Source organism: Kordiimonas lipolytica (assembly GCF_001550065.1).
The window spans coordinates 306,243-326,681 of record NZ_LRUB01000017.1 but is presented as its reverse complement, the minus strand read 5'-3'; the positions used below and the strand labels follow the sequence as shown (position 1 = coordinate 326,681).

Below are 20,439 nucleotides of genomic sequence, written 5' to 3'. Positions count from 1 at the left end.
GGCCGCAATGGCAAGGCGCCATTGATGAAAATCTTTGTTCACTCACGTCACGGGAACTTATCATGACCGCCACACCACATTCCGATGTGCTTTCAAAGGATCAGGTTGATGAACTCTGCGCCTTCGCCTGCAAGTTGGCTGACGCTGCCGCGGAGATCACGCTCAGCTATTTCCGGCAACCGATTGGTGTGGACGACAAAGACAAGGGCGACGGCTTCGACCCAGTGACCAAGGCAGACCAGGGAGCGGAAAAAGCGATCCGCGCCTTGATTGAAGAACACTACCCCGACCACGGCATCTTCGGCGAAGAATTTGGCATCAAGGAAGCCGCAGGCCCGTTCGAATGGGTGCTTGATCCGGTCGACGGCACACGCGCTTTCATTTCCGGCCTGCCAACCTGGGGAACGCTGATTGCGCTCCGGCACAATGGCGAGCCGGTGATCGGCGTGATCGACCAGCCTTACATCAAGGAACGCTATCTGGGTTGGCCCGGCGGCGCTACGTTGAATGATATGCCCATCAAAACCCGTGCCTGCCCAAGCCTTGACAAGGCTACTCTTTCAAGTACCGACCCAGGCCTGTTCAAGGGTGTTGAGCGCGACCGTTTCGATACGCTTCTAAGGGAAATCCGGCTGGTTCGCTATGGACTTGACTGTTACGCCTATGCCGTGATGGCGGCAGGCCACATGGATATGGTGGTAGAAAGCGGCCTCAAGCCATACGATATGATGGCGCTGATCCCGGTGATCCGGGGTGCTGGCGGATCCGCCACCAATTGGGAAGGGGAGGCGCCAGGCGACTGTGGGCGGCTCCTGGCCTTGGGGGACCCGACACTTCTTGAGCAGGTGATGGATATCCTCCAGTCCTAGCGACTTTGCAATATCAAGCATGCTGCAGCGAAGGCTATCTTCGAAATAGCCCGAAGGACGACCTTTGGGCTATTCTAGCGAACACACTGCCGGGGGGACCGGAAAGAACTCAACTGTCCTCCAATGGGGCCGGTGTGTTGGTCTGCAGCACATCGTCGCCAAAATCAGGGCCATTTTCCAAATCCATCCATGCGGCGATGGCATGCCACAGATCTGCCCGCATCCCGTCGGTTTCTTTCAGGATTTCGTGCATCGCTCCCTTGATGACCACCAGTTTGGCATTCGGCATCCGTTCGGCAAGTTTGGTTTGGGCGGCATTGTCGACGATGCTGTCTTTCTCTGCCTGAAGCATCAGTACCGGCGTTTCGATCCCTTCCGGGCAACCCTCTGCGTTCAGCTTGTCACATGATTTCAAAGCTTCCCATAGCCACTTGTATGTTGCCCCGCCGACGGCCAGCCGCTTGTCCTTGGTTTTGATGAAGAAGTCTTCATCTTCAAAACGGTCATCATCGTGTGTCAGTTTCTTGCGCCAGCCCCAGCGTCCTTCCTTGAAGGCCGTATGGCCAGGAATATAAGCCGCCCCAAGCCCCATATAACGCATGATTAGCGGCAGCCCCTTGGCGACAAAATCTGGCAACCCGCCCGTCGCAATTCTCACCATCGGGGCAACTGTAATGGCTGCATCAGCATAACCGGGGTGTTCCCGAAGGAAGCGCAGGATCACATGACTGCCGGCCGAATGGCCCATCAGAATGAAAGGCTTTGGCATTTTGCCAATCAGCTTTTCTTCAAACAGGGTTTTCACATCGGTCAGGTGTGTGTCGAACGTACGTACATAGTGCTTGTCGCGGTTCGGGTGCGGGCGCCAGGACATGCCCTGACCACGTAGGTCCATGGCTGCACAGGCGAACCCAAGCGCATTAAATATATGCACATCTTCAAGGAATTTTTCGATGAACTCGGTGCGACCAGGCAGGAAGATCACAGTGCCTTTGGGCTCCAAAACCTTGCTTGCTGGAAACCGGGCATACCGAATGCGGCGGTCATCCGGAGCCACAAAATAACTGAAGACCGCATCTTCTGGCACAGTGCGCCGTTTTTCTTTGGCAGCTGCCAAAATCTCGGCACTTGGATATTCTTCGCCAGCCACGCTCATGGCTGCGCTGGCTTCCTGTTCGTTTTCTGTCGTCATAACACACCCATTTTCCCCAATCGTTGCCACTTATAGCCGTTTGAGACAAGCGGTAATTGGGAGAAACTGGCGGTTACACGAAAGTTTAGTAGGGTATTTCTTCTGTCAAAAAGCCTCTGGACTCACCGGTTATGGCAAGTCCGGCATCATCGCCCAAGTTGAGGAATGCCTCTAGCGACAGGATCGGCAAATATTGATATTGCACTTCCACCGTCACCAGTTTGGTCTGATCCGTCGGGTCAACAGGGGATGTGATAATTATGGCCGTAATGTTGTCTGGGTCCAGCCCCAGCAGGTTCGCCTCGGCGATCGCCTGTACGTCATTAGATGTAGCGTCATAATGCACGAGCGCATAGCGCGTCGCTTCCTCTGCCGCATAAAGAACCACCGCCTGCGTGTAGACGATGCGCGACAACTCAATCAGCATGATGATGGTGCCCAGATAAATGGGAATTGTCATGGCGAACTCAACCGCCGCAACACCGTCATCTCGGCAGCGCAAACGCCCCAATAAAGCTTTCAGTCGCTGATATGGAGACGTCTTTGTCATATCAGTTCAACCGCGCTGTTACGGTTTGGCTCAGCGTAAGGCTGCTTGCTATTGCCGGATAAGTCAGCAGAAGATCATATTCTTCAGTGAGTGTTATATCCAGATAGGCCTTCCTGAGCGTGCCATCGTCACATGTGATATCAACCCCGCCAGTGGTGGTACAATCGCTTGCGGATCCGTCTGGACACTCACAATATAGCGTTGCCGTTACTTCACGGGCAGCGCTGGGGTCCGCCGCCGGCGCGGAGGCTTCAACTGCGGCGATTATGGCCGAATAATCGTCATTCACGGGCTTGCGCACGAGCGCATACTGAAGCCCAGCCCTGACCGCGTTTGAAAGCTGCATATTGCGAGCGTAGGCCAGGCCAAAATCTACAACGCCAACAGAAATCAGTGCCAACACCGTCATGATGGCTGCTGTCTCAATAACGATGGAGCCGTCTTCGTCTTTTCGCAGTTTTTGCAGGAACGCCATTTCTCCCTACTCCACCAACATGATCCGGAACTGTGGAGATGTCTCCAGGTTCATGGATTCGCATATTGTATCATCATTGCCGATTACGCTATCGCCAGAAAATGTAACCGTCGCACCCCATACCTGCAGGCAGGATGGTTCTGCCTGGGCGCCGCCGGTGAAAGTGATGTCTGCACGCGGCATATAAATCACACCATCAAGCATGAGGTTAACCCCACCATTGAAGATGGCAGACACCCCTGCACTGCGGTAATCGGCAATAGGGTCCTGATAAACGAGGATACCTTCATATGTATCGCCATCTGTGGTCGGTGCGGAAAGCGTTGCCGTAGCACTACCGTTCATCGAAATGCTACCCACATCACCGGCGGTATCACCTGTGAAAATAAAGGTCACGCCTTCCCCCGAGAACTCGGAGTTCGCATTGGCGATCAGGTCGCCACCTTCGATCACATATACGCCCGGCTCAAATACAATATTCTCACCCTGGATGCGCAAATTGCCGCAGTAACGACCCGGCGTCATTACATCATTGTCACCAACATTTGTGTTGCCAGAAACATCACACCCCATATCGGTTGGGATCGGCAGGCTGGTATATGGATCATCAGCGGGAGTGGACAGCGACTGTGGCGGAGAATCACTCGTGAGAACCCCGCCGCCAGAGACTTCAATATCACCTACAGTTTGCACAGATACCGTATCAAGCTCGGCATTACCCCCGATATAGATGGCCTGCTCGCTAACGCTATTAGATGCCACACCACAGTCGGTCCCCACAATCGTGCTGCCCGAAAAATTCAATGCCCGATCTTCTGTGTCGTCCAGTGCCACGACGCACTGAGTGCCGATAATGAGTGTACCTGCCACGGCCCGCCCCGAGACATTGACGGTGAGCGAGTTGCCTGTAATGGCATAGAAAGCGCTAAGGAACGTCAGCTCTACATTCCGGGAGACAATAATTTCATAAAAGCCGGTCTGCCCTGCATAATCGCCCTGACTTGGGGGAGTATTCAGCGTAAGAGTGTCCCGGGCGGGGTCGAATCCCCGGTCATTCAGGAAAGTAGAAACCTGCGCTTGCAGATCAGCGTCGGTAAAGTTATTGCCGGAGTGCACGGTGTCGATTGCGGCCATATCTGTCAGGTTCTGGACATCACGCCGCTCCATGTACCAGCCTGATACATCCATGCCCAACCCGGCGAAACCCAATATTGCTGGCAACATGAATGCACTTAAAGTGATCATGCCAGCAGTCTCGTCACGCCAGAAGCGTTTTATTTCCGAAAGCTTTATCATCCGAATCGTTTGCCTGTCGTTCCGGTCACGTTGCCTGGACCTAAAACGCTACTGCAGATTCGTTTACATTCGGTGCATAAATAACCCGTTTTTTAGCAAAATTGGCGATTGAACTTGCCCAAATACACACCTTAACTTCCTAAAAACATTACATAAAATCATAGATCGTATTCACACAACCCAACTATTTCATGGGCGCAATTTACCTAAAACTTTCTGCATTTCTTTACATGCCACAACCAGAGGCTCAGCCTTTCAACCAAACAGGTAGTTTCCAAGGTTCAGGCAATGAAACAGTGGATAAAAAAGACAGGTAAGGCACTTGATGCTGCCAACCGCTTATTGGCGCGTCTTGGTCAGGATGAGCGCGGCAGCCTTCTGCCCATGGTGGCTGGCAGCATGTTGACACTGACGGCCGCGGCCGGGCTCACAATCGACGGTGCGCGCGTCTTTTATGTCAAGGATGTGCTGCAAAAGTCACTGGACTCTGCCGGGCTGGCCGCTGGCCATGCAATGGACGTAGATACCATGCAGGCCGACGCGATTGAATTTTTCAATGCGAACATAGCAGCTACGGGCGGCATGGCATCCGCAAGCGACATGAATATTGTCATCAGCGATGACAATGAACTGATCACACTGACCGCGACCGCCACCGTCGAAGCCACCTTTATGACATTGTTTGGTTACGATTCCCTGACCGTAACGGTAGATACCGAAATTACGCGGGAAACCCGCGGCATGGAACTTGTACTGGTAATGGACAATACCGGCTCCATGCGAAGCGACAACAAGATTACCACTATGAAAACCGCCGCCGCTAATCTGATTGATGTGGTGTATGGCGATGATGAGACCAACACAAATTTATGGGTTGGCGTTGTTCCCTATATTACCCACGTCAATGTCGGAAACGCGCATTATGACTGGCTGTCGGCTGCGGGGAAAACAAAGGTGGATAATGAATATTCACCCACTGAATGGATGGGATGCCTTGAGGCGCGCCCGGACGGTGAAGACCAGACAGATACGCCCCCCAGCCTCGCACCGTTTGAGCCTTATTTCTGGGAAGACACAGACTATGTAACATGGAAATACAGCTGGCGACGGGGCTGGTATGAAGCGGAAGAGGACAACCCCTGGATCGATGACGACACAGGCGTGCGCACCATTGAAGAAGTCAACAACTCTTCAACCGCACTCGGCCCCAACAGGGGATGCGGCCCCCAAATCACACCACTGGTTGCCGAGAAGACGAAAATCCTTAATGCCATCGATGCCATGGAGCCCTGGAGCTTCGGTGGCACTGCGGCCAACCTTGGGCTGACCTGGGGTTGGCGCGTCGTAAGCCCCAACTGGCGCGGACAGTGGTCTGGCAGCCCCGCAGAGCTGCCGCTGGATCATGACGAGCCCTTTATGGACAAAGTGATCGTGATGTTGACCGACGGCGTAAACCAGTTCATCAGCGCTGATGATGAGCTCGGCGGATCAGACTATACCGCCTACGGCCGAGTCGAGGACTTTGGGTTCAACAATATCTATGACGCACGCAACGAATTGGATGACCGGTTCGACACCACATGCGCAAACATCAAGGCCGATGGTATCATTATCTACACCATCACCTTCGGCGACACGCCCGATAGCAGTACGCAGGCTGCCTACTCCGCCTGCGCCACCAACCCATCCTTTTATTTCCATGCGCCCACCGCCGCGTCACTTGAAGAGGCTTTCGATTCCATTGGCAGGCAACTATCCAACCTCAGGCTTTCAAAGTAGGAGGTGGCTATGGCAATTCGGAAATGGCTAAAGAAATTTCGGAAGCAGACAGAAGGCTCAGTTGTAGTCGAAGCTGCGATCGGGCTTCCTATCCTGCTTTCCGTGATCGTCGGTGTCCTCGAAGTAGGAAATTATTTTTTCATCAATGCGGCGCTTGAGAATGCCGTCCTTCGTGCATCACGGTTTGGTGTTACGGGAGGTAGCGACCCAACAGCGACGCGCGAAGAGCAGTTGCTGCAGATCGTCGAAGAGGAAACTTTTGGCTGGATCGACATGAACCAGGTGACAGTAGAGACACTGGTATATGAACAATTCTCGGACATCGGCAACGCCGAGCCATACACCGACGCAAATGACAGTGGCACCTACGACGAAGGCGAAGCCTATTCGGACGTCAATGGCAACGGAAAATGGGACTCTGACATGGCTTCTGCAGGCCTTGGAGACGCGGGCGACATAGTACTTTACCGTCTCTCTTACCCTGCAAACAGCATCACCGGCTTCGCCGAATGGGCAGAGCGTTCAATCACCATCCAGGCAACAGTAGCAGTCCGCAATGAACCGTTTTAGACGCATCATCAAAAGCATCTGCTCGGATCAGCGCGGGGCAGTTCTGACTGAGCTCGCACTGTCGATGCCGCTCTATATAGTGCTTCTGATGGGAACCGTAGAGGTGGGGAACTATCTTCTATTGCACTTGAAGCTGCAGCATACCGTGGTTGCAGTATCTGACTTGGCCACCCGGGATGAGGAAATCACCGAAGCTGTTGTCGCAGATATTTTCGAGGTTGTACCTCAGATCATGAGACCGTTTGACACGGAAACCCGGACTATCGCCTATGTATCCGCTATCAGCCAAGCAGAAGACGTACCCTCGACGATCTATTGGCAGCGTTCTGGTGGTGGCAACCTTGTCCACGGCAGTGACATCGGAGATGAGGGTGATGCCATCGACGTTCCCGCAGGACTAACGCTAAGGGACGATGAAACCATCCTGGCAACAGAAATATTCTATAGCTACGAGCCTCTCATATTTTCATTCCTCGACAGCTACACGATCCGCAAGACATCCTATTTTCGGCCCCGCATTGGCGCCCTGCAGGAAATCCAACCCTGACCAAGCAGTCATTGGCCGCAAGTGACAGCAAACAACATTCTCGCTCGGACACGCAAGCATGAAAGGCTTAGCCCCGAGTCTTTCGCTGTCCTGTAATAACGCTGATTTTCGATTCGTTTTGCACCCGGAAGCACCTTTCGGGTTCTAAAAATCACCGATTTTTTTTAAAGTTTTCACGACAGCCTTCCAGCCAGCTGCCTTTTTCAGCCTAATGAAAGCCCAAAACTCTCCCTAATTCGCCCCGATATTCATGTCGCCCATGCCTAGATTCATGAACATAATCAATAGCTTGTTAAGCATGATAAAATTTTAGCTAATTTTACTTCAGTTTTTACAATAAGTCTTTGTAATAAAAAGCATTTTAGACTTGCTGTTAACTTTTTATTTAGTTGTTCGCCGCTATAAAGGTGACATCCAATCTTGGCAGCTGGAGAAAACCAATGATTAAGTTTTTGAACAAACTACGTACTAACGAGGAAGGCGCTACCGCCATCGAGTATGGCCTGATCGCAGCCCTCATCGCTGTTGCACTGATCACTGCACTGAACACCCTTGGCGGTGACCTCAGCGCAATGTTTGAAGGTGTTGCAACAGAAGTTGAAACTGCTACACCAGCAGCGCCTGCTGCAGGTTAAGCTGGCTACCAACGGACAGTTGGAAAGCAAGAAACTCAAAAGGCCGCTGGGGGAAAACTTTTGCCGGCGGCTTTTTTAGTGAAATTGGGATCTGAATACAGATTTCGGGAAAGCAGTTCTCAGGCAAGATATGCAAGCAACGACAGCCATATATACAGGCATATTTGTGGCCGTTGCTGTGGTGCTTATCCTCGCTGCAATTGAAGACTTGAAGACCAGGCGCATCGCTAACCGCCTTAGCCTGATCCTAGTCGGACTTTTCGGAGTAACAGTTGCAGCTGACCTTCTATCCGGCACAAATGTCATGGCCGCCCTTGTATGGCCAATTGTTGTCGGAGGCTCGGTCTTCCTTGTCGGTCTGGCCCTGTTTGCAACGGGCGCGATGGGTGGTGGAGACGTAAAGCTAATGTCCGCAGTGGCCCTTTTCGCCGGCCCGGACCTGGGGCTCTCTTTTGTGCTCTATGTTGCAGTAATCGGCGGAATTGTTGCCCTTGCCCTCCTTGCCTGGAGCCGTTGGAGCAAAGACAAATCGGAACATAGTGTCAAAGTACCCTATGGCGTCGCGATTTCAGCCGGGGGGCTGTGGATCTGCTTCCACCAGATATCTGCACTTTCGACCTAATTCGTGAAGAATTATTAACCCTTTGGCCTGACCATGGCCTGGGAAGTGTGTGACAAAAGCCAGGAGGGGACTATGAACCCCAGAAGCCTAATTCTAATTGCCGTCGCAGGCGTCGGCGTGTTGCTGGTGGTCCTATTGACCCGAAGCTTCCTTAGCGGCCTTGAACAGCAGAGCCGACAAGTGCAAGCAACGGCGGTGCAAGCACCTGCCGCGAAGATTCTCGTTGCATCCAAGCCCCTGCCTGTTGGCACTATCCTGACAAAGGATCATGTGTCCTGGCGGTCGTGGCCTGAAGATGGCCTGGCGGCAGACTATTACAGCCAGCCAAAAAGCAAGATCGAAGATATTGTAGGCAAGGTTGTTCGTGCGCCGATCTCGGGCGGCGAACCGGTCACCAAATCTGCGATGGTTTCGCAGGGCGAAAAAGGCTTCATGGCGGCGGTTCTGTCTCCTGGCATGCGCGCTGTGACTGTAAAGCTGTCACCCACCAGCAGCGTCGGGGGCTTTGTCTTCCCGGGTGACCGGGTGGACGTTATCCTGACCCAATCTTTCGATATGCAAGGTACAAAAATCCCTTACGTAACGTCCGAGACCGTATTCCAGAATGTGCGGGTACTTGGTGTCGACCAACGCAGCCCTGCTGATGCGGAAGAAGTGAAGATTGCCAAGACGGCAACCCTTGAGGTCACTCCGAAGATGGCTGAAAAGGTCGCCATGCTGGAGCGCCTTGGTAGCCTGTCGCTCAGCCTCCGTAGTCTCGTGGGCGGCAATGATAGCCTGCCTTCCGACCCTGACAGCCCGCCAGTGGGTACCACGCTTACCTTCACGGACAGTCCGGAAGTGAGCAAGTTCCGCCCCGATGCCGCTGAAGATGAAAAGCGCGATGTGGTGATTGTCCGTCGTGGTTCAACCGCGCAGGAAGTTGACGGCACAGGCGAAAGCAAGGAGCGAGGCAAATGATCAGGCAGATGAATAACATCGTGCGAACGACCTTGCTCGGTCTCGCGCTCACGTCCCTGACACCGGTTATGCCGGCACAGGCAGAATCCCTTAAATCCATGTCGGGTGCCAGCATTGTAGATGCTGGCGAAGTGTCCCTGCCTGTACAGGTCGGCAAGGGTACGCTGGTAAGGCTTGACCGTCCGGCCGCGGAAGTCTTCATTGTGGACCCGAATGTGGCTGACGTACAGGTCAAGTCACCGCGCGTGATCTATATTTATGGCAAAGCCCAAGGCGAGACCAGCTTCTACGCGCTGGACGACAAGGACCAGACCATCTATGCCGCCAATGTGGCGGTGACCAGAAACCTGGACGCGCTCTTCCGCGCCTATGAAGATATGCTTCCGGGCACCGCCATTTCGGTCAGCACCTACGGTAGCATCATCGTGCTGCATGGCCGCGTTAACAGCCCGGACCAGGCGGCCACAGCTGAATATCTGGCCAAAGACGTTCTGGCGACAGACCGTGTGATTAACGAGCTGGAAATCATGCAGCCGACCCAGGTGAACCTGCGTGTCCGCATCGCCGAGGTTTCCCGTAGCGTGGTCAAGCAACTGGGCTTCAACTGGGAGGGCGGCTATTTCGGCTCCAACTTCGGCATTGGCATGATTACGGGCCGCAACGTGGCAGATATTATCGTCGATCCGATCACCGAAGGTCCGCTGAAGTTGTTCCAATTCCCTGAGCAGGGTGTGAAATCCATTTATGGCGACGTCGTCAGCAATGCGCTGGATTTGAACTATGCGATCGACGCGCTGGACCAACAGGGCTTCCTGACGGTTCTGGCTGAACCAAACCTGACGGCCCTGACCGGCCAAGCCGCAAATTTCCTAGCGGGCGGCGAATTTCCGATCCCTGTACCAAGCCGTGATGGCATCGCAATTGAGTATCGCGAATTTGGCGTGAAACTCGATTTCACCCCGACCGTCCTCAACTCCGGTCGCATATCCATGCGGGTTCGCCCAGAAGTGAGCGACCTTTCAAGTGCTGGCGCGATCAGGGTTGAAGGCATCAGCATCCCGTCTATCAGTACGCGTCGGGCAGAAACGACGGTAGAGCTAGGCAGCGGGCAATCGTTCGCGATTGCTGGCCTGTTGCAAAACGATGTTGTGCAGGACGCGAACAAGATTCCTGGCCTTGGCGATATCCCGATCCTGGGCGCCTTGTTCCGCTCGGAATCCTTCCGCCGTGATGAAACTGAGCTTCTGATTGTCGTTACACCTTATGTTGTTCGCCCGGTCTCTGACCGTCAGCTGGTGCTGCCAACCGATCGCTTCGTTGCCCCCAACGATATGGACCGCTATCTGAATGGCCGGTCCTGGGTGCCGCAACCTGCAAACGATGCAGCAAATAAAGACAAGCAAAGCGGTGCCTCGCTGAAGAAGCGAGCCGGCTTCCAGCTGGACTAGGCAAAAAAGCAGAAAAGGAACAGGACCATGACCTATCAGGCAAAAATTCTGAAATCGGCATTCCTTGGCCTTGGGCTGCTTGGCCTATCGGCATGCCAACATACGGATGTGGCGACAGCTTCGCCTTATGAAGCCACAATGCGCAATAGCGTGCAGATGATCCGCCTGCCCTATGAAATCAGGGCGGAAGATGACGGCACAAGCACCCCATCAAGCGCCACCTATGCCGGTATCCAGAGCTTCCTTAAAGCGGCAAACATCACCTATGGCGATGTTTTGATGTTGGATCGTGGCAACGCATCTGACGCCCGCCTGAGCGCCCTTGAAGATTATCTCAAAAGCCAGGGCTACAGCTATGGCGGCTCAGCCACGCTTGGCGGGCTACCGTCAGACGGAAGCGTTGTACTTTATCTGGAGCGCTATGTGGTAACTACGCCCAATTGCGGCGAATGGGCACCGGAAAGCAGCAACAACAGCCGCAACAACCCAAGCAGCTTTTTCGGCTGTTCGAACACCTCCAACCTTGGTCTGATGGTTGCCAATCCACGCGATTTGGTAGCTGGACAAGAAGGCCGAGGATCCACTGCAAGGGCCGTAGCACCGTTGCTTATCAATGCTGATTCCAAGGCAAAATCTGGCTCCGGTACCGGTACTGGCTTGCCTGGCGATCAGAAGAAGTAAGAGGGCGAAATGAACATGACGGCAAAAGTTGAAACTTCCGCCCGCGAGCCCTTCGCAGCATTCATGGTAGATGATGACACGCTTCAGACCTTGTCTGGCGTGGCCGCCAAAATCGGCTGGAACCCGGAAATGGTTTATTCTGGCGGTATCGGCCAGGCGGTGCGGGCGCTGGGCGCCATGCCGTGCCCTGAATTCCTAGTGGTCGACATCTCCGGCAGCGCAGACCCGCGCGCTGATATGCAGGCGCTCGCTGACGTGGCCGAGGAAGGCACCCTCGTGCTGGCAATCGGCGACGTCAATGACGTTACCCTGTACCGGGACCTTATCCATGCTGGCGTATTCGATTATCTGGTAAAACCGGTAACGGCTGAGCTTCTGCAGAATGCCCTTCTTGCTGGACAGGAAGCGCTGGTCGCTGTGGAGGAAACACCGGAACAACAAGTGAAAACCGAAAACCGCCAGATTGTATGTGTTGGCGTGCGTGGCGGCCTGGGGACCAGCTCAATCGTGACCAACCTGGCATGGCTGATGGCAGAAAAGGGCAAGAACACCGCAATCCTTGACCTTGACCTGTATTTCGGCACGTCGGCAATGCAATTTGATCTGGAACCGGGTCGCGGCCTGCCGGACGCCCTTGACAACCCACACCGGGTTGATGGCCTGTTCCTGGAACGCGCCGTGGTCAAACCCCATGACAAGCTGGCCATCCTTGCGGCTGAAGCACCTGTAGGGGCGTTCCGTGAACCCGCTGAGGGGGCGCTTGAACAGCTGGTAACTGCGCTTGGAGAAAATTACTCCGATGTGATCGTTGATATCCCCCGGCAAATGCTGGGCGATCATACCGACATTTTGAAGGCAGCAACGGACATCATTCTGGTGACAGATTTCTCCCTTCCTGCTGCGCGCGACTGTATCCGCCTTCTGGCACACATCAAGCAGGCAGCACCAAGCGCAGACATCCATGTGGTTGCAGACAAGGTCGGCATGGTGCCGAACGAAGTCGAAGAAAAAGATTTCGAAAATTCGATTGAGCGTTCTGTCGAAGTCAAAATCCCGTTCGACCCGAAAACCGCCATGGCAGCTTCACAGCAAGGGAAAGTGGTTGTCGATGCTGTGCCAAACAGCAAGACGGCAGCCGCCTACAAAGAACTGATGCAGCTAATCGACGCGGACGAAGAGGAAAACCAGAAATCTGGGTCGTGGCTAGACAAATTGTTAAAGAAATAGCGCTTTTATAGAGAGTGAATTCAACGGGTACACCTAGGCAAGTCAGGACTGGTTAAGCGGTATGAAGTCGCAGGCATTTGGAAAAAAACGGCAAGGACTGAAGCGCGGCAGCGGCTTCGGAAGAAGCAGCACTGCTGCTTCGCCTTCCGTCGCTACGATGCAGGAAATTCAACAGACACCATCGGCTACCGCGACACCGCCCATCACAGATGCAGGAACTGTCAGCGCCGTCGAAATGCTTGCCTCCCTCGCGGAATCCCAGCTCAAGGACAATTTCACAGCCGACGAACTTCGGATGTCCCAGAAGGCTGAGGTAACCAAAAAGCTGCAAGGGCTGGTCGAACGCATCATGAGAAGCGAAGAGGCCCAGCTTTCAGAGCAGGAACAAAAAGACCTGGTAACCTATCTTCTGAACGAAGCTGAAGCCAACATCGGCCCCATTGGCGATGCCGCACCGGAAACTCCGAAAACAAAAGATGCCAACAAACAGACTCTGTTTGAAGCTAAAACCCGCGTTCAAACACTGCTGATGGAGCATATCGACCCGGCAGCGGCGGCAGAACTGCCACGCCACGAACTTGCCGAGCAGGTCGGAGAAGTGGTGGGCGAACTGCTGGTTCAGGAAAAGATCAACCTGAACCTCTCAGAGCAGCGGGATCTGGTTACACTGCTTCTTGATGACATGCTGGGTCTTGGCCCGCTTGAACCCCTGCTGGCAGACGACACTATCTCAGACATTATGGTCAACGGCCCCAATCAGGTCTATGTGGAACAAAAAGGTAAGCTGACTCTCACGGATATTCATTTCCGCGACAACCAGCACCTGATGAACATTGCCCAGCGGATCGTGACAGCGGTTGGTCGGCGCGTAGACGAAACATCCCCTATCTGTGACGCTCGCCTGGCTGACGGCAGCCGGGTGAACGTGATTGCCCCACCGCTTGCCATCGATGGGGCTTCGATTTCGATCCGGAAATTCACCAAAGACAAGATCACACTCGACAAGATGCTGGATTTCGGCTCAATCACAGCCCCCCTTGCCAAGCTGCTCAAGATCGCTGGAGCGTGTCGGTTGAACATCCTCATATCGGGCGGCACGGGCTCGGGTAAAACCACGATGCTGAACGCCCTCAGCCGCATGATTGACAAGGGCGAACGTGTGGTCACCATCGAGGATGCGGCCGAGCTTCAGCTCCAGCAGCCACATGTGGTGCGCCTGGAGACCCGGCCACCCAACCTTGAAGGCCAGGGCGAAGTTACAATGCGTGACCTGGTAAAAAACGCCCTCCGGATGCGTCCGGACCGTATCATTCTTGGTGAGATCCGGGGCGGCGAGGCCATCGACATGCTGCAGGCCATGAACACCGGTCACGACGGCTCGATGGGCACCATTCACGCCAACCGCCCGAGGGAAGCTCTGACGCGCCTTGAAAACATGGTGAATATGGCTGGCCTACACCTGCCGGCAAAAGCCATCCGCGAACAGATCGCCGGGTCGCTGGACATGATCGTGCAGGTGCAGCGGATGCGCGACGGTGGCCGCCGGACAACCCACGTGACCGAAGTGGTCGGCATGGAAGGGGACGTAATCACGACCCAAGATCTTTTCAAATTCGAGTTCACAGGTGAGGACGAAAGCGGTCGCCTGGTGGGCCATTTCCATTCAACCGGCGTGCGGCCGCATTTCCTGACGAAGGCCGAATATTTCGGCCTGGACCGCGCGTTGATGGAGGCAATGAACGGATAGATCATGCAGGGCGCCAATCTGAATATCATCCTTCTGGCCGGCGGGCTGATCACAATCATCCTGATTGTGCTCGGCGTCTTCATTACCGGCATGCTCAGCAAGGGCCGCAAGGAAACGCGCGCGCGGCTTGAACAGTTCAAGGCCCGCTTTGACGCCAAGACCACACTGAAGGGCGAACAGGCACGGTCCATTCGCCTGCGCCAGGCAGAAGCAGGCCTGGCTGGCATGATAGCAGAAATGCTGCCCCGGCAGGATCAGATCCAGAAACGCCTGGCCCAGGCAGGGCTTGAAATAGAACTATCTAAATATGCCACCGTTTCCTTCGGCGTTGCCGTTGCTGCTAGTGGCCTCTTTTTCTTCATGGGCTTTGGTGGCGTGCTTGCCGTTGCGCTTGGTGTTATCCTCGGATTTGGCCTGCCACATATGTGGGTTTCAGGCCGCATCAACAAGCGCAAGGAACGCTTCACCAAACAGTTCCCTGAGGCCATGGACCTTATGGTACGGGGCCTCAAGTCCGGCCTGCCAGTGAACGAATGTATCTCGAACGTGGCCAAGGAAATGAGCGCACCAACCGGTGTGGAATTCCAGAAAATCACCGACGCCATGCGGCTCGGCAAACAGCTTGAAGAAGCACTCTGGGAAACCGCTGATAGGCTGGACACACCAGACTTCAAATTTTTCGTGATTTCACTTGTGGTACAGCGGGAAACAGGAGGCAACTTGGCTGAAACCCTGGGCAACCTGTCGAATATTCTGCGTAGCCGGCAAGCCATGAAGCTCAAGGTAAGGGCCCTGTCGTCAGAAGCCAAGGCCAGTGCCTGGATCGTCGGGTTGCTGCCCTTCATCATGCTAGGTGCGATCCTCGCCATCAATTATGACTATGGCATCATTCTATTCACCCATCCAAAAGCTATCATGGCCGGCATTGGCGGGCTTTTATGGATGAGCTTTGGTATCTTCATCATGTCCAGAATGATCAAGTTCGAGGTCTAAAAGCCGATGCAGGAAATCGAAAACATTCTTGGTATTCAGTTCATTGATATCCTCTCGGTGGTTGCAGGGCTTGTGGCGCTTCTGGTGATGTACACCATCTATCAGACCGCCCTGGTCCGCGACCCCATGAAAGGCCGCGTGAAGTCCCTGCAGGACAGGCGCGATTCCCTCAAGGCTGGTTTGATGACCACCTCCAAGCGCCGCTCGCCAGTCAAGAAGGTAGACGGTGTCGGTGCCATGCGGAAGCTTGCCGACAAGCTACAGCTGTTGCAGAAGGAACAGACGCAGAAAGTCTCAGCCCAACTGACACAGGCTGGCTTCAGATCAAAAGATGCGCTGGTGATTTTTCAGGTGGCCCGCCTGACGATGCCGTTGATTATGGGGCTTTTGGCCGTAACCATGTTTTACGGCATGGGTGTCTGGTCCAGCAAGGCGGGCATGTATCCAGTCTTCTCGATCGCTGCTGTCCTCTTGGGCTTCAAGCTGCCCGACATGTATGTCTCTAACATCAAAGCCAAACGTACAGACGCGCTAAGGAAATCCCTACCGGATGCCCTTGACCTTCTCGTGGTGTGTGCCGAAGCAGGGCTGACGCTCGACAGCGCCCTCAACAGGGTCGCAAAAGAACTTGGTCGTGCGGCCCCCGAACTTTCGGACGAATTCTCCCTCACAGCCATTGAGCTTGGCTTCCTGCCGGAAAGGCGTCAGGCGCTATTGAACCTCTCAGAACGTGTAGACCTGCCTGCGCTCAGGGGCGTGGTCACGACGCTTGTGCAAAGTGAACGCTATGGCACACCGCTTGCCAGCAGCCTACGGGTTCTGTCAGCGGAGTTCCGAAACGAGCGCCTGATGCTGGCGGAAGAAAAGGCGGCACGCCTACCTGCAACTCTTACAGTGCCGCTCATTCTCTTCATCCTGCCGACCCTTTTCGTCGTGCTTCTAGGCCCTGCGGCATGCAAGGTAACGGACGGTTTCATTAACCGCGGCTAAGGTCTGGGCGCGAATCACTTAAGCCTGATCACGCGAAGCATTTTGCGACACTCCACTATGACTGTACCGAGTGCACCAAAGTGTAGAAAATGCTGCGCTGCACCCCGAAAAAATGACTGAAAACCAAGGATTTGAACGATTTGAAGCAGACAGGCATTGACCCGAGGGCCGATATTTGGTTTCTTAGGAGGTGCGAGAGGGCGCGACTCGACTGCGCCCACTCCTATTACGGTTGCGTGACTGCAGCCGTACTATCCTCGCTGTCGTGACTCGGGCCGGGTTTTTACCCGGCCATTTTTTTGGCCAAAGCCAGGCTTCGCTAAACAATCACAGGAAAATAGAACTGGAAACACTGCCCCCAATTAACAGGCGCGGGTAGTAAAGAGGCGAAATGTGACCATATTCAGGCACCCTGCCATATCCGCGATTTCAGCTTGGCTAAAACATGGCCGGCACCTATAGTGACAAGGTAAATTTATATCAGGCAATTTAATCGGATTGATCGATGAGCTTTCCTCCCACCCTGAAGCAGCTTAGATATCTTGTGGCCCTGCACCGGACCAATCACTTCGGCAAAGCAGCTGATGCCTGCCACGTGACACAGTCGACCCTGTCAGCCGGATTGCAAGAACTGGAAAACCTTCTGGGTACCCAATTGGTAGAGCGCACCAAACGCTCCGTAATGTTCACCGCACTTGGGGAAGAAATCGTCCGCCGGGCGCAAAGCATCCTGAATGATGTGGATGACCTCACAGATCTGGCAACCTCTGCCAAAGACCCACTGAAGGGTATTGTCCGCATGGGCGTGATCCCCACAATAGCGCCATTCCTGCTGCCCAAGATCATGCCTGCTATCAGCAAGAAGCTGCCTGACCTTGAACTGCATCTGAGGGAAGACAAATCGGCGGAGCTTTGTGAACTGGTGCGCACAGGTGAGCTGGATCTGGTGCTATATGCCCTGCCCTATGCCTGCGGCGACGTAGTAGAACTGCCGCTATTCCACGATCCGTTCCTGGTTGCCTTCCCCGCAGGCGAAGCGCCGAAAGGCGGCATCAAATCAACAGAGTTGGATGAAAAGCGGCTGATGCTTCTTGAGGAAGGCCATTGCCTGCGCGACCATGCCTTGGAGGCCTGCCAGCTTCTTGGCCGTGGAGCCAGACGTGAAATGGCCGGCACCAGCCTCAACACCATTCTGCAAATGGTTGCAGCAGGTCACGGCATTACCCTTTTGCCTGGCATGGCCGTTGAGGCTGGCCTGACCGAAGGTACAGGAGTGGAGGTTCTGCCTTTCGCGGATATCGTTCCCACGCGGACCATTGGCCTGATCTGGCGGAAAACCAACCCACGCGCCTCTACCTTTGAAGCCCTGGGAAAAGTCATCAAGGAAGTTGGCGCTGAACACCCTTAGCATCTTCGGTACGCACACCGCCCGCTATGCAGGGTCAGAGCCAGCCAGAGTTTCCCAAAAGGTCAGCGCCTCACCGGCCTTGGATCCGGAAAAATAATTTTCCCGAACCACCCGCTCGCCCTGCCAATAGAGCACATGTATGCCGTCAATCTGACCCCGGCCATATTCAGGGTGATCAAATCGTGTCTGGTTGTTCAAAACCGAAATGCCGCGCCCCAAATCCTGATAGACAAGCCTCACATCACCATCGATAGACAGGCAGGGTTCAATGAAAGGGCGCTGCCTTGCAAGCGCCTCAAGGCGATCTTCCGCAAACAGATAGTCATTTTCGAAAACCCGGGCCTCCGGGGCATAAAACTGCTCAAGGGCTTCCAGAACCTGACCGCGATTAAGCATCGCAACCAGACCTTCAATCTGTTGGCGCAGTGCCGGTTCTGCCCAGCCTTCTGACATATTTGCTCCCTGTGGCACGTCTTGTTTTGCCTATGGGACAACGCTCGCCCCCCTAACCCTCCGGATTTATGAATAAAAAAAGCCGCTCCCGAAATCTCCGGGAGCGGCAGGACGACAGCTTCAGTCGATGTATGGGGGCTATCAACCGAAGCATGCGAGGAACTGGGAAGACAGCGACCCGGCCACTAGGGTGAGGAAGGGGTATAGCCGGGGCGCCGCTTCCCCTTGAATATGGTGGAAACTATTTATCTATTCCAACGAATATTAACGAATATAATAATCGTATTTAACGATTATTAAGTCGGTAGATATATTCTTCGACCTGCTCCCCGCGGGTGTCGGAGTAGAAGCTGTCTTCCCCAATACGCACGAAGCCGCATTTTTCCAATACGCGCAGCGACGCCGGATGATCCTTGGCCACACGGGCACACAGGGCACTCTTTCGTGTGCCCATTTGGTCAAGGAATTCCGCCAACGCTTTGGTCGCAATACCCTGCCCCCAATGTGCCCTTCCAAGCCAATAGCTGACCTCGCGCATACCCTGGCGGTCAGACGATGCCAGATACCCCGCAACATGCCCTTCATGAAGTATCGTACGCCGAACGGCACCGGCCGCCATCGCCGCCTCCATGTGAGCTTGATATTCCCCGGCACTGGCATAAACCCGGCTGGCACCAGCCTGCCACCGTGCGTCTTCGTCCAGTTGCTGCTCAAACAGCACGGGGTAATCGCTGACAACGGGATCAACAACACGCACATCTCCCCGCAGCTCCATGCGCTGGCTCTCAATCTCACCCTCGCGCGCCATGGATGTTCCTGTGCCAAGCCCGGCTCTTGCAAAACCAACTTTTTCAAGAACCCGCCCAGAAGCTGGGTTGTCAGTAAAATAGTTGGCAATGATCGGCCCCTTGAGCCGATCCTCCCGCGCCATGGCAACCACCATCCGCGCCATCCGTGTCGCCAGGCCGCGGCCGCGCTCGTTCCTATGCACGGAATAGCCGATCTCCAGCTCGCCATTCCTGAAAAAATAGCCGCCGCTGCCGACAAAGCGACCATCCTCAAAAAAGCCTCGGTCCTTGAGCTCGCCATTGGCTTCAGCCTCTCGGCGCGAGATCATGCGTTCACGCGCCCAGTCAAGGTCAACCGGATGCGGCACCGTCCCCGCATTTCGCGCTAGGCCCTGGTCATTGAAAAGATCGAAGTAGGCTTCCAGATCCGCTTCCGTTAGCGGTTTCATCTCAAGCATGCTGCTACTCGCTAATTGTCGTGTTTGTTTTCTTGGTATCTGGGTCAGACTTTCATTAGGCTGGACGCTCCTGTCAACTCTTTGGACACCGGCACCGAACAGGCGACAATGAAAGGAAGGGGAATTCAGGAATGTTGGCACTCTTTGAAGGCAAAAGGATATTTGTCCCGGTCATACTTCTTCTGGCGGCGTTTATCACAAGCCAAATTTCTGCGGCTGGCGGCTATGTTGCCGCGTTGCCGGACATGATGATCCCAACGGCCCATATGGGCTTCATCTTCTTCTTTTTCGCGTTCACGGCCTCCAGCCTGGCGCGATTAGCACCGGGCACAGGGCCCCGCTTCCTGATGCGAAACCGCCGCTACATCGGCCTGTCATTCGCGCTGATTCACGGCACGCACGGTGTGCTGGTACTGTCGAACCTGGCGCTGACGGACGCCAGCCGCCCCGCTCCTGTGCTATTTGCAGGTGGCCTCGCCTATCTGTTTCTGCTTGCGATGACGCTCACCTCAAACAACGCTGGGGTCAGGGCATTCGGGGCAAAGCATTGGAAACGCCTGCATAAGCAAGGCAGCTACTATATATGGGCTATCTTCATGATCACGTCGACGCCCAAACTGATAATGGAACCAAGCCCGAAGGGCTGGATTCCCATCCTGGGCCTTGTTGCCCTTGGCCTTCGGATCGCCGCCTACAGGCAGGGAAAACGCAAACAGGCGACACAAGAATAATTCAGGCTGGCATTCGCCAG

General features: G+C 54.6%; 21 protein-coding genes. 15 read left to right on the top strand and 6 right to left on the bottom strand.

The window, feature by feature from the left end:
- Positions 1 to 62: 62 nt before the first annotated feature.
- Positions 63 to 869, top strand: a complete 807-nt coding sequence (gene hisN / locus KORM41_RS09605) for a histidinol-phosphatase (RefSeq protein ID WP_068143829.1) — start codon at positions 63 to 65, stop codon at positions 867 to 869.
- A gap of 109 nt (positions 870 to 978) precedes the next feature.
- On the opposite strand, the gene KORM41_RS09600 is transcribed toward hisN, so the two are convergent.
- The 4 genes from KORM41_RS09600 to KORM41_RS09585 form a co-directional block, all read right to left on the bottom strand.
- Positions 979 to 2,061 (bottom strand): alpha/beta fold hydrolase, encoded by a 1,083-nt coding sequence (locus KORM41_RS09600; RefSeq protein ID WP_068143827.1) that lies wholly within the window; start codon positions 2,059 to 2,061, stop codon positions 979 to 981.
- Positions 2,062 to 2,146: 85 nt separating this feature from the next.
- Complete coding sequence (locus tag KORM41_RS09595) at positions 2,147 to 2,611, bottom strand: TadE/TadG family type IV pilus assembly protein (RefSeq protein ID WP_082719668.1); 465 nt, start codon at positions 2,609 to 2,611, stop codon at positions 2,147 to 2,149.
- 1 nt (position 2,612) lies between these two features.
- The gene (locus tag KORM41_RS09590) at positions 2,613 to 3,086 is read right to left on the bottom strand and encodes a TadE/TadG family type IV pilus assembly protein (RefSeq protein WP_068143823.1); all 474 of its coding nucleotides are present in this window, start codon (positions 3,084 to 3,086) and stop codon (positions 2,613 to 2,615) included.
- Between the two features lie 6 nt (positions 3,087 to 3,092).
- Positions 3,093 to 4,382, bottom strand: coding sequence for a Tad domain-containing protein (locus KORM41_RS09585; protein ID WP_068143821.1), 1,290 nt, complete (start codon positions 4,380 to 4,382; stop codon positions 3,093 to 3,095).
- Positions 4,383 to 4,670: 288 nt separating this feature from the next.
- On the opposite strand from KORM41_RS09585, the gene KORM41_RS09580 reads away from it, so the two are divergent.
- From KORM41_RS09580 to KORM41_RS09520, 13 genes are all read left to right on the top strand, one after another.
- Positions 4,671 to 6,161 (top strand): TadE/TadG family type IV pilus assembly protein, encoded by a 1,491-nt coding sequence (locus KORM41_RS09580; RefSeq protein ID WP_068143820.1) that lies wholly within the window; start codon positions 4,671 to 4,673, stop codon positions 6,159 to 6,161.
- Positions 6,162 to 6,170: 9 nt separating this feature from the next.
- Positions 6,171 to 6,731, top strand: a complete 561-nt coding sequence (locus tag KORM41_RS09575) for a TadE/TadG family type IV pilus assembly protein (protein WP_068143818.1) — start codon at positions 6,171 to 6,173, stop codon at positions 6,729 to 6,731.
- On the top strand, positions 6,718 to 7,278 hold the full coding sequence (locus tag KORM41_RS09570; protein ID WP_068143816.1) for a TadE/TadG family type IV pilus assembly protein: 561 nt from the start codon (positions 6,718 to 6,720) through the stop codon (positions 7,276 to 7,278). The genes KORM41_RS09575 and KORM41_RS09570 overlap by 14 nt, the downstream gene beginning before the upstream one ends.
- A gap of 440 nt (positions 7,279 to 7,718) precedes the next feature.
- Entirely contained in the window at positions 7,719 to 7,913 is a 195-nt protein-coding gene (locus tag KORM41_RS09565) for a Flp family type IVb pilin (RefSeq protein ID WP_068143814.1), read from the top strand.
- 130 nt (positions 7,914 to 8,043) lie between these two features.
- Complete coding sequence (locus KORM41_RS09560) at positions 8,044 to 8,535, top strand: A24 family peptidase (RefSeq protein WP_068143811.1); 492 nt, start codon at positions 8,044 to 8,046, stop codon at positions 8,533 to 8,535.
- 72 nt (positions 8,536 to 8,607) lie between these two features.
- On the top strand, positions 8,608 to 9,495 hold the full coding sequence (gene cpaB, locus KORM41_RS09555) for a Flp pilus assembly protein CpaB (protein WP_068143809.1): 888 nt from the start codon (positions 8,608 to 8,610) through the stop codon (positions 9,493 to 9,495).
- A complete protein-coding gene (locus tag KORM41_RS09550) occupies positions 9,492 to 10,943 on the top strand; it encodes a type II and III secretion system protein family protein (RefSeq protein WP_068143807.1) in 1,452 nt (483 codons plus the stop codon). Before cpaB ends, KORM41_RS09550 begins: the two co-directional genes overlap by 4 nt.
- A 27-nt stretch (positions 10,944 to 10,970) precedes the next feature.
- The gene (locus tag KORM41_RS09545; RefSeq protein WP_068143805.1) at positions 10,971 to 11,624 is read left to right on the top strand and encodes a CpaD family pilus assembly lipoprotein; all 654 of its coding nucleotides are present in this window, start codon (positions 10,971 to 10,973) and stop codon (positions 11,622 to 11,624) included.
- A gap of 15 nt (positions 11,625 to 11,639) precedes the next feature.
- The gene (locus KORM41_RS09540; protein WP_231727075.1) at positions 11,640 to 12,851 is read left to right on the top strand and encodes an AAA family ATPase; all 1,212 of its coding nucleotides are present in this window, start codon (positions 11,640 to 11,642) and stop codon (positions 12,849 to 12,851) included.
- A gap of 157 nt (positions 12,852 to 13,008) precedes the next feature.
- Positions 13,009 to 14,598: a CpaF family protein gene (locus KORM41_RS09535; RefSeq protein ID WP_231727074.1), complete on the top strand. Its 1,590-nt coding sequence runs from the start codon at positions 13,009 to 13,011 to the stop codon at positions 14,596 to 14,598.
- A gap of 3 nt (positions 14,599 to 14,601) precedes the next feature.
- Positions 14,602 to 15,591: a type II secretion system F family protein gene (locus KORM41_RS09530; protein ID WP_068143799.1), complete on the top strand. Its 990-nt coding sequence runs from the start codon at positions 14,602 to 14,604 to the stop codon at positions 15,589 to 15,591.
- Positions 15,592 to 15,597: 6 nt separating this feature from the next.
- Positions 15,598 to 16,581: a type II secretion system F family protein gene (locus tag KORM41_RS09525; RefSeq protein WP_068143797.1), complete on the top strand. Its 984-nt coding sequence runs from the start codon at positions 15,598 to 15,600 to the stop codon at positions 16,579 to 16,581.
- A 505-nt stretch (positions 16,582 to 17,086) separates the two neighbouring features.
- A complete protein-coding gene (locus tag KORM41_RS09520; protein WP_068143795.1) occupies positions 17,087 to 17,989 on the top strand; it encodes a hydrogen peroxide-inducible genes activator in 903 nt (300 codons plus the stop codon).
- A gap of 24 nt (positions 17,990 to 18,013) precedes the next feature.
- On the opposite strand, the gene KORM41_RS09515 is transcribed toward KORM41_RS09520, so the two are convergent.
- Together KORM41_RS09515 and KORM41_RS09510 are read right to left on the bottom strand one after the other, a co-directional pair.
- The gene (locus KORM41_RS09515) at positions 18,014 to 18,442 is read right to left on the bottom strand and encodes a hypothetical protein (RefSeq protein ID WP_068143793.1); all 429 of its coding nucleotides are present in this window, start codon (positions 18,440 to 18,442) and stop codon (positions 18,014 to 18,016) included.
- Positions 18,443 to 18,728: 286 nt separating this feature from the next.
- On the bottom strand, positions 18,729 to 19,688 hold the full coding sequence (locus KORM41_RS09510) for a GNAT family N-acetyltransferase (RefSeq protein WP_068143791.1): 960 nt from the start codon (positions 19,686 to 19,688) through the stop codon (positions 18,729 to 18,731).
- Between the two features lie 131 nt (positions 19,689 to 19,819).
- Between KORM41_RS09510 and KORM41_RS09505 the strand changes: the two genes are divergently transcribed.
- On the top strand, positions 19,820 to 20,419 hold the full coding sequence (locus KORM41_RS09505; RefSeq protein WP_068143789.1) for a cytochrome b family protein: 600 nt from the start codon (positions 19,820 to 19,822) through the stop codon (positions 20,417 to 20,419).
- Positions 20,420 to 20,439: the final 20 nt, after the last annotated feature.